Raw genomic sequence first — 14,524 nt, forward strand, 5'->3', positions numbered from 1 at the left:
ATGGGGTGGGGAGTGGCCGCGGCCCTGCTGGCGAACACCCTCTACAGCCTGGGCTTCGTGCTGGAGAAACGTGCCCTCACCTCCCTGCCCGAGGTCACGATCCGCCGGCCGGCCCGACTGCTGCGCCTCGTCCTCGGCAGTCCCCTGTGGATCGGGGGGTCCCTGGCCCTCGCGGCCGGTTTCGCCGCGCAGCTCGTCGTCTACCGCACCCTGCCGATCGCCGCCGCCCAGGGCATCTTCGTCTCCGGCCTGGTGCTGCTGGTGCTGCTGTCGGCGCGGCTGCTCGGGGAGGAGACGTCCGGCCGGGAGCGGTACGCGCTGGGCGCGATCCTGCTGGCGCTGCTGATGGTGGTGCTGTCGCTGCGGGAAGGGTCGGACACCGTCAGCCAGGACGCGCCCTACCCGCTGATCCTGCTGGTGTGCGTGCCGTCGCTGGCGGCCGGGGTGTGGCTGTACGCCTCGGCCGAGCGGCGCACCCGCAACCGGCACCGGCGGCCCACGACCGGCGTCGAGTACGGCGTGGCCGTGGGCCTGCTCTACGGGGTCAGCTCACTGGCCATCAAGGGCGTCTCCAGCCGGCTGACGACCCGCGGGATCGGCGGCGCGGTACTGGACCTGCTGAGCTCCCCCTATCCGTATCTGCTGCTGTTCACCGGTGTGTTCGGCCTGGTGATGTCGCAGGCGGCGTTGCAGCGCTGCCGGGCCTCGCTGATCGTGCCGGTGTGCACGACCGTGACGAGTCTGTTCACGGCGGTGCTCGGCACGCTGTCGTTCGGCGAGGCCCTGCCGGACGAGCCGCTGCGGCTGGCGCTGCGGGTGGCGGGCACGGCCCTGGCGGTGGCCGTGCTGCTGACCATGCCCAAGCACGACACCGCTCCCCAACCCTCCCCACCCGCCAAGGAGCTGGCATCGCCATGAAGTCCGACGACCCGCTGCTGAAGATCCTGGCGTGCCCGCTCGACAAGGGGCCGCTGCATCTGCTCGCCGAGGAGGCCGGGCGGGAGGAGGCGCTGTACAACCCGCGTCTGCACCGCCGTTACCCGATCACCGACGGCATTCCGCAGCTGCTGCCGTCCTCGGGCGAGCAGGTGCCGGACGACGAGCACGAGGAACTCCTGAAGAGGATGGCGCCGTGACCAGCCTGGCGGCCCGCCTCGCCCCTCTGCTGCCCACCCGGCTGGTGGCCGCGACGGCCCGGGCGCTGTACCCCCGCTTCGAGCCGGAGCTGGCCCGGCTCGCCGAGCTGTGCCCGCCGGGCTGCGGTACGGCGGTGGACGTCGGCGGTTGGTACGGGCCCTGGACGCACCGCCTGTCCGGCCTCGCCGAGCGGGTCGTGACCGTCGAGCCGGTGCCCCATCTGGCCCGGCTGCTGGCCACCGCCGCCCCGCCGAACGTCCGGGTGATCCGGGCGGCGGCCTCGGACCGGCCGGGCATCGCCCGGCTGTGGCTGCCACCGGACGACTCGGGCGACCGGGGCGTGTCCTCGCTGGTCCGCCGCGACATCCACGGCCGCGCGCTGGACGTGCACTGCGTCACGCTGGACGAACTCGGTCTGCGCGACGTCGGTTTCATCAAGATCGACGTGGACGGCAACGAGCTCGCGGTGCTGCGTGGCGCGACCGGCCTGCTGGCCCGTGACCGGCCGGCCCTGTTCGTGGAACTGGAGTCCCGCATCCAGCCGATCGCGCCGGTGGTGACCTACCTGTCGCTGCTGGGCTACGACGGCTGGGTGCTGCCCGGCGACACCTGGGTGCCGCTGGCGAAGTTCCCGCTGGAGGACCACCAGGCCCGCGCGTCCTACGTCGTCTCCCACGGCCTGCTCCGCCGGGTCCTGCCCTCCCCGCTCCTGCGCGGCCCGCGCTACGTCAACTCCGTCCTGTTCCTGCCCGACGGCCGCCGCCCCGGCAAGGCCCCGGTGGGCGACCATGGGTCCCATGCCCTCCGCAAAGCCCCCCGCTAGCCCCTTCACCCCGCTCGACTTCCAGCTGGTGCTGCTGCGCCGCATGGCCGACCACAACCCCGGGCTCGTGGAGGCCGCCCGCCATGAGCTGGGGGTGTCGATCGCGAACATGCGCGAGGCCAACCGGCGCTGGCAGGCGATGGCCCGCTCCCCGCGCTCCCGGGCGCCCCTGTCCCGGTACCGCCAAGTGCTGGGCGAGCCGGAGACCCGCACGCCGCGCCGGATCGGCGATCTCGACTGCGAGGCCTGGCTGTGGCCGGTGCCCCTGTGGCCCTCCTTGCGCTTCGAGGTGCTGACCGCCCCGAACCGGGCGGTGTGGAACGAGTGGCTGGTCCGCGCGCCGGGCGCGAAGAGCCCCGAGCTGCGCACGCTCGACGATCTCACCCCCTGGTCCTGCACCGTCGACGAGGCGGCCCGGGCCTTCGCCCCGGCGCGTCCCCTGGAGGGCACGGCTCCGACCCGGTGGGGTCTGGCGTTCACCGCGCCGGACGCCGAGGGTGTCAGGCGGGAGGCCGTCGCCGAGTTCACCTGGGGGCTGGTGCAGCGGGTGTCCGTCACCGGTGCTCAGGGCTGAGGCGCGTGAGTCCTGGAGGGCGGCGGGTCCTCGCCGGTACGCACCACCACGCGAGGACCGCCGCGCCCAGATAGGCGAGGGCTCCGGCGCCCATGCTGGTCCGGATCCCGGTGCCGTAGTTCGCGGCCGAGGCGAGGAGGCTGCCGCCGAGTGCGACGCCGGTGGCGCTGCCGATCTGGCGGGTGGTGTTGAACAGGGCGGAGGCGGCGCCCGAATAGGCCGGGGGCGCGGCGCCCATCACGGTGGCGGTCGAGCCGGTGAGGGCGAAGGAGGTGCCGAAGCCCGCGGCCATCATCGGAGCGATCAACAGCGCGTAGGCAGGGTCGGCGCCCGCCGCGGCCCAGCCGGCCAGCCCCAGGGCGGCCAGGAGCATGCCCGAGACCACCAGCGGCCGGTGGCCGGTACGGCGGGACAGCCGGCCGGACAGCACCGAGGCGAACATGGTCATCGCCACCGCCGGGAACAGCGCCAGACCGGTGCCGAGGGCGCTGTAGCCGCGCTGGTGCTGGAACTCCAGGCTGGCGGTGAACACCATGCCGTAGAAGCCGAAGTTGAACAGCAGGCCCATGACGGCGCCGCCGCCCATCGCGCGGGAGCGCAGCAGGTCCAACGGGAGGGCCGGGGACCGGGCCAGCCGCTCGCGCACGGCGAAGGCGACGGCGGACAGTACGGCCAGGCCCAGGCCGGCGAGCACGGCCGGGTCGGACCAGCCGCGCCGTCCGGCCTCGTTGAGCCCCGCGGTCAGCAGCGCCACCGCCGCGACGACGGCGACCTGCGCGGGCCGGTCCAGGGCCCGGTCGGCGCGCCGGGGCGAGCGGGCCACGTGCCGCAGGGTGAGCGCCAGACAGGCCGCGCCGACGGGCAGGTTGATGAGGAACACCCAGCGCCAGCCCACCGTGGAGACGAGCAGCCCGCCCAGCAGCGGCCCGGCGGAGGCCGCGATGCCCGCCATCGAACCCCACAGCCCGAAGGCCCGCGAGCGGACGTCCGGTTCCGGGTAGGCCTGCTGGAGCAGGGCCAGCGAACCGGGCACGATCAGCGCCGCGCCCAGCCCCTCCACCAGCCGGGCCACCACGAGGAAGGGCGTCCCGGGCGCGAGCGCGCAGGCCGCCGAGGCCGCCATGAACACCGCCACGCCCCAGCAGAAGACCCGTCGGTTGCCCAGCCGGTCCCCCAGTGCCCCGCCCGTCAGCAGGAACCCGGCGAAGACCAGGGTGTAGCCGTCGGTGATCCACTGGATGCCGGTGAGCGAGGCCGACAGCTCCCGGCCGACCACCGGCACGGCGACGTTGATGACCGTCACGTCCAGGATCACCATGAAGTACCCGGCGCACACCGCCAGCAGCGGTGCCCAGGACCGTCGCGCGGACTGCGGGACCGGCTCGGGAGAGGGCATGGCCCTACCAGTACACCAAAAGCCCCACCGCGGGACGTATGCCCCACCCGGGGGGTCAGTCGGCGGCGGCCAGCACCGCCCGCACGACCCGCGGCACGGAGTCCGGGTGCAGATCGAGGAACAGGTTCGGCTCGATCAGCTCCAGCTCCATCACGCACGGCTCGCCATCCGGGCCGGTGACGAGGTCCACGCGTGCGTACAGCAGCTCCGCGTCGACGGGCACGGCGGCCAGTGCCTGTTCGGCGACGGCGAGTTCGGCGGGGGCCGGCTCCCAGCGGCGCAGGTCGGGGTGGGCCACCTTGTCCGCGTCGTACGGCGTGCCCGGCGTGAGGACGGCGCCCTTGACACTGGCGTGCAGCAGACGTCCGCCGAAGAACTGCAGGGCCCGCTCGCCGTGCGTGTCGATGCTGCTCAGATAGGGCTGCACCATGACGGTGAACCCCTCGGCGTGCATGCGCTCGACCTGCCGTTCGGCGGCGTCGCGCTCCCCGGCCGGGTGGCGGGCGGCGTACCGGGCTCCGGCCCCGGAGGCGGGCTTCACGACGAACTCGCCCTCGGCGGGCAGCTCGACGGGGTCGCCGGGAGCGAAGTACCGGGTGGGCACGGTCGGCACTCCGGCCTCGGCGAGCTGCCCGAGGTAGCGCTTGTCGGCGTTCCACCGCACGACACCGACCGGGTTGGCGAGCCGGGTCGCCAACCCGCACCGCTCGGCCCACGCCGTGAACTCCTCGGCGCGCCAGCTGTAGTCCCAGGTGGAGCGGATCAGGGCGAGATCGAAGGCGGCCCAGTCGGCGGCGGGGTCGTCCCAGGCCACGGCGACGGCATCGGCTCCGGCCTCCCGCAGCGCGGCGACCAGCACCGGCAGGTCCCGGTCCTTGTGCTGCTCGCCGCGCGGATCGTAGGTGACGACGGCGATGCGCGGGATGCCGGTCACGGCGACTCCATCCTCGTACGAACGATCGATTCGATGTCCGTCGCAGGCTAACAATCCCGTCCGGAACCACGACACCCTGTTTGACCTTCACCTTCGGTGAAGCCCCAGCATCGGTGGCGGAACGAGAACGAGCGCGAGGAGCGCCGGGACCGCAGGGGGTCGCATGACCATGCTCACGATCGGCGCGTTCGCGAAGGCGTGCCGGCTCTCACCGAAGGCACTGCGCCTGTACGACGAGCTGGACCTGCTGCGGCCCGCCCGCGTGGACCCGGACACCGGATACCGGTACTACGCGGCCGGCCAACTGGAGCGGGCCCGGCTGGTGGCGTGGCTGCGGCGGCTGGGCATGCCGCTGGCCGAGATCCGCCGGGTGTGTCTCCTGCACGACCGCGACCCGTCGGCCGCCGCCCGCGAGATCCGTGCCCACTGGGCGCGGGTCGAGGCGGAGACGGCGGTCCGGCGGGACCTCGCCGCGTTCCTGGTCGCTCACCTGACGACGGACCCGAACGGGCCCGGGAAGGACACCGCCATGCTGGAACTGCGTTACTCCGCCCACTCGGACACCGGCCGCGTGCGCCCCGCCAACCAGGACACCGCCTACGCGGGCACCCGGCTGCTGGCCGTGGCCGACGGCTACGGACCGGCGGGCGCGCCCGCGAGCAGCGCCGCCGTGGAGGCACTGCGCTTCCTGGACACCGACGAGGTGCCGGCCGGCGGCGTCCTCAACGTCCTGGAGGACGCGGTGCGGGGCGCCGAGCAGGCCGTCCGGGACGTCGCCGACGGCTCCGACGACATCGGCACGACCCTGACGGCCCTGCTGTGGACGGGCTCACGGCTGGCGCTGGTGCACATCGGCGACTCGCGCGCGTATCTGCTGCGCGACGGTGAGCTGTTCCGCATCACCCACGACCACACGATGGTGCAGTCGATGGTCGACGAGGGCCGGCTGGCGCCGGAGGAGGCGGTCTCCCACCCCCAGCGCGCGATGCTCCTGAGGGCCCTCACCGGAGGCGGCACCGGCACGGCCCCGGACCTGCGCCTGCACGACGCTCTCCCCGGCGACCGCTATCTGCTCTGCTCCGACGGCCTGTCGGGCGTCGTTGCCGAGGACCGCGTCCGGGAACTCCTCGTCGCGCCCGCGTCCCCGGACGAGACCGTTCAGGCTCTGGTCGCGGCGGCGAACGCGGCGGGCGGGCCGGACAACGTCAGCTGCGTGGTGGCGGACGTGGTGGAGAGCTGACCCGGAGGCCCAGGACCGGACCGCCCCCCAGCGTCCTAGCTCTCCTCCCCCGGCTCCCAGTCCAGCAGCCGCACTTTCGCCACCGTGCGGACGTGGCGCCGCATGGCCGCGGCGGCCTGCCGGGGCTGCCCGGCGGCGATCGCGTCGAGGATCGCCCGGTGCTGGGAGAGGGAGCGGGACGGGCGGCCGGGCTGGCGCAGCGACTCGGTGCGGCTCTCGGCGATCTGCTCGGCGATGGAGCGCATGAACTCGGCGAGCAGACTGCTGTGGGCCGCCGCCGTCACGGCCGCGTGGAACAGCCGGTCGCCCTCGACGCCGTGGCCGTCCGCCTCGATCTCCTCGGTCATCACGCCGAGCGCCGAGCGCATCGCCGCCAGGTCGTCCTCGGTGCGCCGCTCGGCGGCCAGCTCCGCGAGCTTCGTCTCCAGCGCCTCCCGAGCCTCCAGGACGTCGGGCAGGCGCCGGCGGCGTTCGACCATCCGCTCGACCGGTTCGGTGTCGAGGCTGTCCCGCACGAGGTAGGTGCCCCCGCCGTGCCGGGCCTCCACCAGGCCCTGGACCTCCAGCACCACGATCGCCTGCTTCACCGAGGCCCGGCTGACCCCGAGCCGCTGGGCGAGATCCCGCTCGGGCGGCAACCGGTCACCGGCCCGCAGACCACCCTCGGCGACGTACTGGCGCAGCCGCTCCAGCACCTGTTCGTAGAGGCGCTGTTTCGTCATGGGGCGCAGGGCGTCGGTCACGGGCTCCCCCTCTCGCCGGGAGCCTAGCACCGGCCTTCGACAGTGGCGCAGTGGCTAAGCCAATTCTCGCGCACCCCCTTGACGGGCGCCCGGCCCGCCCCCACGCTGTTCGACCAACGCACCTCAAGTGGTTCAGCCACTTGACCACTCAAGGTGTGCCCAGTCGCTCCGGGGCCCAACGACGGGAGCCCGCATGTCCCCCGAACTCATCTCGATCCTCGTCCTCGTCGTGGTGTTCGTCATCGCCACCACCCGTTCCGTCAACATGGGCGCGCTCGCCTTCGCCGCCGCGTTCGCCGTCGGGGGGCTGGTCGCGGACCTCGACGCCGACGGCATCTTCGCCGGGTTCCCCGGCGACCTGTTCGTCGTCCTGGTGGGCGTCACCTACCTCTTCGCGATCGCCCGCGCCAACGGCACCACCGACTGGCTGGTGCACGCCGCCGTCCGGCTCGTGCGGGGGCGGGTGGCGCTCATCCCCTGGGTGATGTTCGCCCTGACCGGCGCGCTCACGGCCATCGGCGCGGTCAGCCCGGCCGCCGTCGCGATCGTCGCCCCCATCGCCCTGAGTTTCGCCGCGCGTTACGGGATCAGCCCGCTGCTGATGGGCGCGATGGTCGTCCACGGCGCCCAGGCCGGCGGCTTCTCCCCGATCAGCATCTACGGCTCGATCGTCAACGGCATCGTGGAACGCGAGAAGCTCCCGGGCAACGAGGTCGTCCTGTTCCTGGCGTCACTCGCGGCGAACCTGGTGATCGCGGCGGTGGTGTTCGTGGTGTGCGGAGGGCTGAAGCTGTGGGCGCGGGGCGCGGTGGCCGACAGCGACAGCGCCGGTGGCGGCCCCGCCCCGGCAGCGGGCAGCCCGGCCCAGGCTGCGGGCAGTCCCGCCCCCGCAGCGGGCAATGCCGTCGCGGCTGCGGGCAGTCCCACCCCTGCACCCGGCACCGCCCAGCTGCGGACCCGCCCCGCCCCGGCCGCTCCCACCCGGAGCCCGGAGGAAACCCGCCTCACCCCGGCCCGCACAGCCACCCTCACCTCCCTCCTGGCCCTGGTCGTCGCCGTCCTCGTCTTCGACCTGGACGCGGGACTGACAGCCATCACCCTCGCCGTCGTACTCAGCACCGCCTGGCCCGAAGACAGCCGCAGGGCCGTAGGCGAAATCGCCTGGCCCACCGTCCTCCTCATCTGCGGCGTCCTCACCTACGTCGGCGTCCTCGACGAGATGGGCACCATCACCTGGGCCGGCGAGGGCGTCGGCGGCATCGGCGTCCCCCTCCTCGCGGCCGTCCTGCTCTGCTACATCGGCGCCCTGGTCTCCGCGTTCGCCTCCTCCGTGGGGATCATGGGCGCCCTGATCCCCCTGGCCGTGCCGTTCCTGGAGCGGGGCGAGATCGGCGCGATCGGCATGATCGCCGCGCTCGCCGTGTCGGCGACCGTCGTGGACGTGAGCCCGTTCTCCACGAACGGCGCCCTCGTCCTGGCGGCCGCCCCGGACGTGGACCGCGAGCGTTTCTTCCGGCAGCTGATGGTGTACGGAGGGATTGTGGTGGCGGTCGTACCGGCGGCGGCCTGGCTGGTGATGGTCGCCCCCGGCTGGGGATGACCCGGCCGGGCCCACCGCCCACGGACAACAGCAGGCAACAGTCAAGGAGATGTGACGCGTGCCCCCTCTCTTCCCGGCCCTGACCGACAGCCCGGCCGACCGTCCGGCCCTCCGGTTCGGCGAGCGCTCCCTCACCTACGCGCAGCTCGCCGCCGCGGCCGGAGCGCTCACGGGCCGCATCGGCGGAGCCACGCGGGTCGCCGTCTGGGCGACGCCCACGATGGAGACGGCCGTCGCCGTGGTCGCCGCGCTGCTGGCCGGAGTCCCGGCCGTGCCGCTCAACCCCAAGTCCGGGGAGAAGGAACTCGGGCACATCCTGTCCGACAGCGCCCCCGAACTCGTGCTCACCGCTCCCGACGACCTGCTTCCCGCGCCCCTGCGGGACCTCACCCGCGTGGACGTCGACGTACGCGCCACCGGCCCGGCCCCCGAGGACCGCGCCGCGGACGAGGACCCGGCCCTGGTCGTCTACACCTCCGGCACCACCGGCCCGCCCAAGGGGGCCGTCATCCCGCGCCGGGCCGTCGCGAGCACCCTGGACGCGCTGGCCGACGCCTGGCAGTGGACCGGCGACGACGTCCTCGTCCACGCGCTGCCGCTGTTCCACGTGCACGGCCTGGTCCTGGGCACCCTCGGCCCGCTGCGGCGCGGCGGATCGGTGCGGCACCTGGGCCGCTTCAGCACCCAGGGCGTCGCCCGCGAGCTGAACGGCGGCGCGACCATGCTGTTCGGCGTGCCGACGATGTACCACCGCATCGCCGAGGCCGTGACGAGCGACCCGGACCTGGTGAAGGCGCTGACCGGGGCCCGGCTGCTGATCTCCGGTTCCGCCGCGCTGCCCGTGCACGACCACGGCCGGATCGCGACCGCGACCGGGCGGCGGGTGATCGAGCGGTACGGCATGACGGAGACGCTGATGAACACCAGCGTCCGTGCCGACGGCGAGGCCCGCCCGGGCACGGTCGGCGTGCCGCTGCCGGGCGTGGAGCTGCGGCTGGTCGAGGAGGACGGCTCGGAGGTCACCGCGTACGACGGGGAGACGGTGGGCGAGATCCAGGTGCGCGGGACGAACCTCTTCACCGAGTACCTCAACCGCCCCGACGCGACCGCCGCCGCCTTCACCGCCGACGGCTGGTTCCGCACCGGCGACATGGCGGTGCGCGACCCCGACGGCTACGTCCGGATCGTCGGCCGCAAGGCCACCGACCTGATCAAGAGCGGCGGTTACAAGATCGGGGCCGGTGAGATCGAGAACGCGCTCCTGGAACACCCCGGGGTGCGGGAGGCGGCCGTCACCGGGGAGCCGGACGCCGACCTGGGCGAGCGGATCGTGGCGTGGATCGTGCCGGCGGATCCCCAGGCGCCCCCGACGCTGGAGGAGTTGGCGGACCATGTGGCGCAGCGGCTCGCGCCGCACAAGCGGCCGCGGGTCGTGCACCACCTGGACGCGCTGCCCCGCAACGACATGGGGAAGATCATGAAGCGGGCGCTGGCCCATGGCTGAGCGCCTCTCCGCGCGCGAGATCGTCACCGCCCTCGCCGACGACGCCACCTTCGCCGAACTCCCCGCCCCGGCACGGCAGTCGCGGCCCGACGGCCCGCTCGCCTGGCCGGGCTACGACGACTCCCGGACCCGGGCCGCCGAACGCACCGGCGAACAGGAGTCCGTGGTCTGCGGCACCGCCCGCGTCGGCGGTGTCCGGGCCGTGCTGATCGCGTTCGAGTTCGGCTTCCTCGGCGGCTCCCTCGGTCAGCGCACCGGCGACCGGCTGGAGGCGGCGTACGCCTACGCCCGCGAACGGCGCTTCCCGGTCGTGCCCCTGGTGGCGACGGGCGGCAGCCGCATGCAGGAGGGCATGCTCGCGCTGACCCAACTCCAGCGGGTGGCACGCCAGTCGGCGCTCACCCGGGAGGCCGGTCTCGCGCAGGTCGCGGTTCTGCGCGATCCGACGACGGGGGGCGGCTGGGCCACCCTGGGCGCGGGCGCGGACGTGGTGCTCGCGCTGCCCGGGGCCCAGGTCGGCTTCGCCGGGTCCCGGGTGCGGCCCCCGGCCGCGGACCCGGCGGCGTACACGGCGGAGGCGCAGGTCGCGGCCGGGGCGGCGGACGCGGTCGTCCGGCCTCAGGAGCTGCGCGAGACGCTCGGGCGGTGGCTGCGGCTGCTGACCTGCCCGTCCACCACGCCCGCCCCGCCGCCCGAACCGCTCGGCGAGTCCGCCGTCCTGCCCGTCACCGGCTGGGACGCCGTCCGCCGGGCCCGTTCCCCGCAACGGCCGCGCGCCGACGCCTACTTGGACGCCTACTTCACCGAGAGGGCGGCGATCAGCGGCGACCGCTGCGGCGGCACCGACCCGGACGGCATACTGTGCGGCTTCGGCACGCACGAGGGCCGTACGGTCGCGTACGCCGCGCAGACCGGGACCGCGACCCGCCCCGCCGGATACCGCACCGCCGCCCGGCTGATCCGCCTCGCGGACCGGCTCGGCATCCCGGTGCTGACCCTCGTGGACACCCCGGGCGCGGCCAACGACGCGGAGGCGGAGCGGCAGGGCGCGGGCGCGGCCATCGCCGACCTGTTCGGCGCGGTCGCGAGTGTCCGCACCCCGGTGACCACGCTGGTGATCGGCGAGGGGGGCTCGGGCGGCGCCCTGGCCCTGGCCGCCCCCGGCAACACGTGGGCCACACCCGACAGCTACTTCTCGGTGATCGCGCCGGAACTGGCCGCGGCCATCCTCAAACGGCCCCCGCGCGAGGTCGAGTCGACGGCGGACCAACTCCGCATCCGGCCGCAGGACCTGGTGGAGCTGGGGGTGATCCGGGGGACGGTCGGTGGGTGAGTTCGTTGGATCCTCCCCTCCGGGAAGGAGGGGATTCCGGCTCAGGCCGCCTCCCGGAGCAGCGCTCCAGGAGGTCTTGCGCCATCGGCACCAGCCGGGTTGAGACCAGCCCGGTGGAGCATCACGCGTGCGGAGTTCTTGTCCCGTGGGGACACGTACCCGCACGCGGTGCAGGTGGAGGCCCGTGCTTGCGGCCCGTCTCGACCAGGGCCTTCCTGGTGGCGCCGATCGCGGCGTCCGCGGCCTTGCGGGCCATGGTGCTCTTGGCCAGGAACCTCGGACGGAAATCCTCCACCGCGACAGCGTCGTGGTCCCGGACCACGCTCGTGGCCCACGTGCGGGCGGTGTCGGCACGCTGCCTGGCGACCTTCTTGTACGCCTTCGCCCGCAGCTTCGCCGCCTCGCGGTGGCCCTTCGATCCGGGCTGGCCCTTCTTCGGCCTGCGGCGGGCCATCATCCGGTCGTACCGGGTCAGCTTCGCTGGGACTATCTGCCGTGCTCGGCGTGGGGAGGATCGTGCGCGTCGGAGGTGGTGGTCGCGGTTTCCTCCACGCCCCAGTCGACACCGAGTACGCGCCCGTTCCCCGGCAGCGGCTGCACCTCGGCCGGCCCGACGAAGGAGCCCTACCAGTGCCCGAGACTGTCCTGGTACACCCGCACCGAGGACGGCTCAGACAGGCGCGGTCGCAGACCCTGGCAGCAGTGGGCCGGCCGGCTGTTCCGAGCGGACTAAGCGGCTGCTGGGGAGGGTGTTGCACCCCCGGTCGGCTGTTCGCTCGCGAGGGCTGACGGAGCTGCGTCGAGTACCGTGTCCAGCATGGCCCGTGATGCCTGAAGGGCCTCGATCTCCTGTGTAATCCGCTGCCGTTCGCCTTGGAGCTGACGGACCAGGTCCGGACACATGGGGACCAGGTGGTCGATGTCGTCGGCAACACAGGGCAGGACTCGAGCGATCACGGTGGTGGAGAGGCCGGCCGTCAGGAGGCGGCGGATACGGCGCACTGTCTCCACGTCTGCGTCGCTGTACTCCCGGTATCCGCTGGGAAGTCGGGTCGGGGTGAGCAGCCCCTGCTGTTCGTAATAGCGCAGGAGTCGTTCGTGCACTCCAGTCCGCTGGACCATCTCCTTCATACGCATGGGACGCTGCCTCTCCCGGCGACTTGACTCTGACACCGGTGTCGGAGTTTAGCGTCGTATCCATGAGTGCTGAACAGGCCGTTCTCGAGCGGAATCTTGATGTGTATGTGCAGGGCAGCGGCCCTGCCCTGCTGCTGGCGCATGGTGCCGGCGGCGGTATCGAAGGCAACTTCGGGCTGGTGCTCGACGATCTGGCGCGGGACCACACGCTGATCGGTCCGCACTACCCAGGAGCGGGCGGCACACCGGTCGCGACCGAACCGCTCGATCCCGACGAGCTCGCAGACGCCCTTGTCGCCTCCGCTGTGGCACGCGGCCACGAGACGTTCGCCATCCTTGGAGAGTCCCTGGGAACCGCCATCGCGGTGCGTGCCGCGACCCGCCATCCCGAACGGGTGACAGGACTGGTGCTCACAGCAGGGTTTCCCGTGGCCGATCCAGTCCTCGCACACGCCTCCCGACTGATCGCCCTTCTCGGCAAGGCGGGCGAGTGGACGGAGGTGGCCCGGCTGGCTTTCCTGGCGTGCCTGTCCGAGAGCCAGTTGAACGGGCTGTCGCCGACCGACGTGGAGGAGGCGGTGGCGCAGGTGGAGGCGTCGATGCCTCCCGGCATGCTCGACCACTTCGACCTTGTCTCCCGCGTGGACGTCCGCGGCGACCTCACCGGCGTGACGGCCCCCGCCCTCGTGTTCGCGCCGACGGGAGACCGTCTGGTGCTCCCGGAGAGTTCCCGCCGCCTCGCTGCGGGAATCCAGGGCGCCACGCTGATCGAACTGCCCGGAGCAGGGCACATCCTCGACGCGGACAACCGGGCGCTCTGGCTCGGCCACGTACGCCGTTTCCTCGCGTCTCTTGGCCCTGTTTCCGCATGACCGCTATGGACGCGCAGGGCCAGGCCGTTGCGCCGCGTGGTCCCCTGGGAAAGCACCGCGGCGGCCTGGCCGTCCTTGCCCTGGCCACCTTCATCGTGGTCACCACGGAGATGCTCCCTGTCGGTTTGCTGTCCACGATCAGCACGAGTCTGGAGGTGTCCGAGTCCCAGACGGGGACACTGCTCACGGCCTATGCCTTCACGGTGGCAATGACTGCGACCGCGTTGACTTCCTGGACCGCGAGCTGGCCGAGGAAGCATCTTCTTCTCGCGGTCGTGGGGATCTTCGCCGCGGGTGCGGTCCTCTCCGGTGCGGCGACGAATTTTGCGCTGCTGGCTGTCGCACGGCTCGTCTGCGGTGCCGCGCACGGCGTGTTCTGGTCCATCGTGGCCGGTTACGCCACAGCTCTCGCCCCTCCGGAACGACCGGGCCGAGCAACGGCGGTCGTCTTCGCCGGAAACTCCGGAGCACTGGTCCTCGGCGTCCCCCTGACCGCTGCGTTGGGCGACGCCGTGGGCTGGCGAGCAGCCTTCTGGCTGGTGGCCTTCGCCGCGCTGCTGATGCTGACAGTGGCCATGAGAGTGCTTCCTCCGGTTCCAGGAAATCCACTAGAAGCCGACCCAGGCCCCCATGCACTGCGCCTGCCTGGTCTCCTTCCGTTGGTGATGACCACGATGGTGCTCGTGCTTGGCCACTTCACTCTGTACAGCTATGTCACCCCGCTGCTCCACAGCATGGGGATACCGGACGGCGCCGGAGTGAGCGCGCTCCTGGCGACGTACGGCGTAACAGGGCTCGGCGGCACGTGGCTTGCGGGTCTCTGGGTGGACCGCGCGCCGTCCGCCGCCATATTCGGAACCACGGGAGCGATGGCGCTGGCGATCGGCCTGTTGGCATTCGGAGCTTCACTGACGCCCGTCGCCGTTGTGGCTGTCGCCGTCTGGGGGATGGCCTTCGCAGCCGCACCGGTGTGCTTGCAGGCGACCGTTCTGCGCATCGCCGGCACGGCTCACGACACAGCCTCGTCCTGGTACGTCGCCGCCTTCAATCTGGGAATCGGTGGAGGTGCCCTGGCTGGTGGCGCTGCGCTTGCCATCGCCGGAGTTCGAGCGCTCGGCTGGGTGGCGCTCGCAGCGGTCTCCATAGCCGCGGCGATAGCGTGGCGCTCAAGCAGACACTGGTGCGTGCAGGACCGGAACGCCTCCCCGGCGTGAACGACGGGCCGTCTCCG

At 72.9% G+C, this 14,524-nt stretch carries 14 protein-coding genes and 1 pseudogene; 10 read left to right on the forward strand and 5 right to left on the reverse strand.

Translation table 11 applies throughout. The features are described 5' to 3' along the window. Positions 1-12: 12 nt before the first annotated feature. The 4 genes from QOL88_RS12130 to QOL88_RS12145 are packed head-to-tail and all read left to right on the forward strand — an operon-like array spanning position 13 to position 2,534. Entirely contained in the window at positions 13-918 is a 906-nt protein-coding gene (locus tag QOL88_RS12130) for a hypothetical protein (RefSeq protein WP_097216445.1), read from the forward strand. Beyond that, on the forward strand, positions 915-1,136 hold the full coding sequence (locus QOL88_RS12135) for a Trm112 family protein (protein WP_097216446.1): 222 nt from the start codon (positions 915-917) through the stop codon (positions 1,134-1,136). Before QOL88_RS12130 ends, QOL88_RS12135 begins: the two co-directional genes overlap by 4 nt. Next, positions 1,133-1,960: an FkbM family methyltransferase gene (locus tag QOL88_RS12140; RefSeq protein ID WP_097216447.1), complete on the forward strand. Its 828-nt coding sequence runs from the start codon at positions 1,133-1,135 to the stop codon at positions 1,958-1,960. Before QOL88_RS12135 ends, QOL88_RS12140 begins: the two co-directional genes overlap by 4 nt. After that, on the forward strand, positions 1,926-2,534 hold the full coding sequence (locus QOL88_RS12145) for a hypothetical protein (RefSeq protein WP_097216448.1): 609 nt from the start codon (positions 1,926-1,928) through the stop codon (positions 2,532-2,534). Before QOL88_RS12140 ends, QOL88_RS12145 begins: the two co-directional genes overlap by 35 nt. Here QOL88_RS12145 and QOL88_RS12150 read toward each other — a convergent pair. Beyond that, the gene (locus QOL88_RS12150) at positions 2,515-3,930 is read right to left on the reverse strand and encodes an MFS transporter (protein ID WP_097216449.1); all 1,416 of its coding nucleotides are present in this window, start codon (positions 3,928-3,930) and stop codon (positions 2,515-2,517) included. The genes QOL88_RS12145 and QOL88_RS12150 overlap by 20 nt on opposite strands. 55 nt (positions 3,931-3,985) lie before the next feature. Then, positions 3,986-4,855: an ATP-grasp domain-containing protein gene (locus tag QOL88_RS12155; RefSeq protein WP_179879103.1), complete on the reverse strand. Its 870-nt coding sequence runs from the start codon at positions 4,853-4,855 to the stop codon at positions 3,986-3,988. Positions 4,856-5,027: 172 nt separating this feature from the next. Here QOL88_RS12155 and QOL88_RS12160 point away from each other — a divergent pair, with 172 nt between their 5' ends. After that, positions 5,028-6,104: a MerR family transcriptional regulator gene (locus tag QOL88_RS12160; protein WP_097216451.1), complete on the forward strand. Its 1,077-nt coding sequence runs from the start codon at positions 5,028-5,030 to the stop codon at positions 6,102-6,104. A 35-nt stretch (positions 6,105-6,139) separates the two neighbouring features. On the opposite strand, the gene QOL88_RS12165 is transcribed toward QOL88_RS12160, so the two are convergent. Beyond that, the gene (locus QOL88_RS12165; protein WP_097216452.1) at positions 6,140-6,847 is read right to left on the reverse strand and encodes a FadR/GntR family transcriptional regulator; all 708 of its coding nucleotides are present in this window, start codon (positions 6,845-6,847) and stop codon (positions 6,140-6,142) included. Positions 6,848-7,040: 193 nt separating this feature from the next. Between QOL88_RS12165 and QOL88_RS12170 the strand changes: the two genes are divergently transcribed. Genes QOL88_RS12170 through QOL88_RS12180 form a run of 3 tightly spaced genes read left to right on the forward strand, consistent with a single transcriptional unit; the run spans position 7,041 to position 11,284 of the window. Further along, positions 7,041-8,447 carry an SLC13 family permease gene (locus QOL88_RS12170; RefSeq protein WP_097216453.1) on the forward strand — a complete coding sequence of 469 codons (1,407 nt, stop codon included), beginning with the start codon at positions 7,041-7,043 and terminating at the stop codon, positions 8,445-8,447. 58 nt (positions 8,448-8,505) lie between these two features. Next, positions 8,506-9,951, forward strand: coding sequence for an acyl-CoA synthetase (locus tag QOL88_RS12175; protein ID WP_097216454.1), 1,446 nt, complete (start codon positions 8,506-8,508; stop codon positions 9,949-9,951). Continuing rightward, positions 9,944-11,284 carry a carboxyl transferase domain-containing protein gene (locus QOL88_RS12180; RefSeq protein ID WP_097216455.1) on the forward strand — a complete coding sequence of 447 codons (1,341 nt, stop codon included), beginning with the start codon at positions 9,944-9,946 and terminating at the stop codon, positions 11,282-11,284. The genes QOL88_RS12175 and QOL88_RS12180 overlap by 8 nt, the downstream gene beginning before the upstream one ends. Before the next feature lie 41 nt (positions 11,285-11,325). On the opposite strand, the pseudogene QOL88_RS12185 reads toward QOL88_RS12180, so the two are convergent. Further along, a pseudogene (locus QOL88_RS12185) lies at positions 11,326-11,959 on the reverse strand (transposase); the annotation flags it as partial. Between the two features lie 54 nt (positions 11,960-12,013). Beyond that, positions 12,014-12,421, reverse strand: a complete 408-nt coding sequence (locus tag QOL88_RS12190) for a MerR family transcriptional regulator (RefSeq protein ID WP_097216456.1) — start codon at positions 12,419-12,421, stop codon at positions 12,014-12,016. A gap of 62 nt (positions 12,422-12,483) precedes the next feature. Between QOL88_RS12190 and QOL88_RS12195 the strand changes: the two genes are divergently transcribed. Beyond that, a complete protein-coding gene (locus tag QOL88_RS12195) occupies positions 12,484-13,293 on the forward strand; it encodes an alpha/beta fold hydrolase (RefSeq protein WP_097222958.1) in 810 nt (269 codons plus the stop codon). Next, on the forward strand, positions 13,290-14,507 hold the full coding sequence (locus QOL88_RS12200) for an MFS transporter (RefSeq protein ID WP_179878843.1): 1,218 nt from the start codon (positions 13,290-13,292) through the stop codon (positions 14,505-14,507). The genes QOL88_RS12195 and QOL88_RS12200 overlap by 4 nt, the downstream gene beginning before the upstream one ends. The last annotated feature ends 17 nt before the right edge of the window (positions 14,508-14,524 follow it).

The sequence above is a fragment of the Streptomyces sp. Ag82_O1-12 genome, assembly GCF_900182715.1.
In the GTDB taxonomy this organism is placed as follows: domain Bacteria; phylum Actinomycetota; class Actinomycetes; order Streptomycetales; family Streptomycetaceae; genus Streptomyces; species Streptomyces massasporeus.

Excerpts from the sequence above, each read along its gene's own strand:
- QOL88_RS12135 (WP_097216446.1), top strand. The coding sequence starts at position 915 with ATGAAGTCCGACGACCCGCTGCTGAAGATCCTGGCGTGCCCGCTCGAC.
- QOL88_RS12145 (WP_097216448.1), top strand. The coding sequence starts at position 1,926 with ATGGGTCCCATGCCCTCCGCAAAGCCCCCCGCTAGCCCCTTCACCCCG.
- QOL88_RS12150 (WP_097216449.1), bottom strand. The coding sequence starts at position 3,930 with ATGCCCTCTCCCGAGCCGGTCCCGCAGTCCGCGCGACGGTCCTGGGCA.
- QOL88_RS12160 (WP_097216451.1), top strand. The coding sequence starts at position 5,028 with ATGACCATGCTCACGATCGGCGCGTTCGCGAAGGCGTGCCGGCTCTCA.
- QOL88_RS12170 (WP_097216453.1), top strand. The coding sequence starts at position 7,041 with ATGTCCCCCGAACTCATCTCGATCCTCGTCCTCGTCGTGGTGTTCGTC.
- QOL88_RS12180 (WP_097216455.1), top strand. The coding sequence starts at position 9,944 with ATGGCTGAGCGCCTCTCCGCGCGCGAGATCGTCACCGCCCTCGCCGAC.
- QOL88_RS12190 (WP_097216456.1), bottom strand. The coding sequence starts at position 12,421 with ATGCGTATGAAGGAGATGGTCCAGCGGACTGGAGTGCACGAACGACTC.
- QOL88_RS12195 (WP_097222958.1), top strand. The coding sequence starts at position 12,484 with ATGAGTGCTGAACAGGCCGTTCTCGAGCGGAATCTTGATGTGTATGTG.
- QOL88_RS12200 (WP_179878843.1), top strand. The coding sequence starts at position 13,290 with ATGACCGCTATGGACGCGCAGGGCCAGGCCGTTGCGCCGCGTGGTCCC.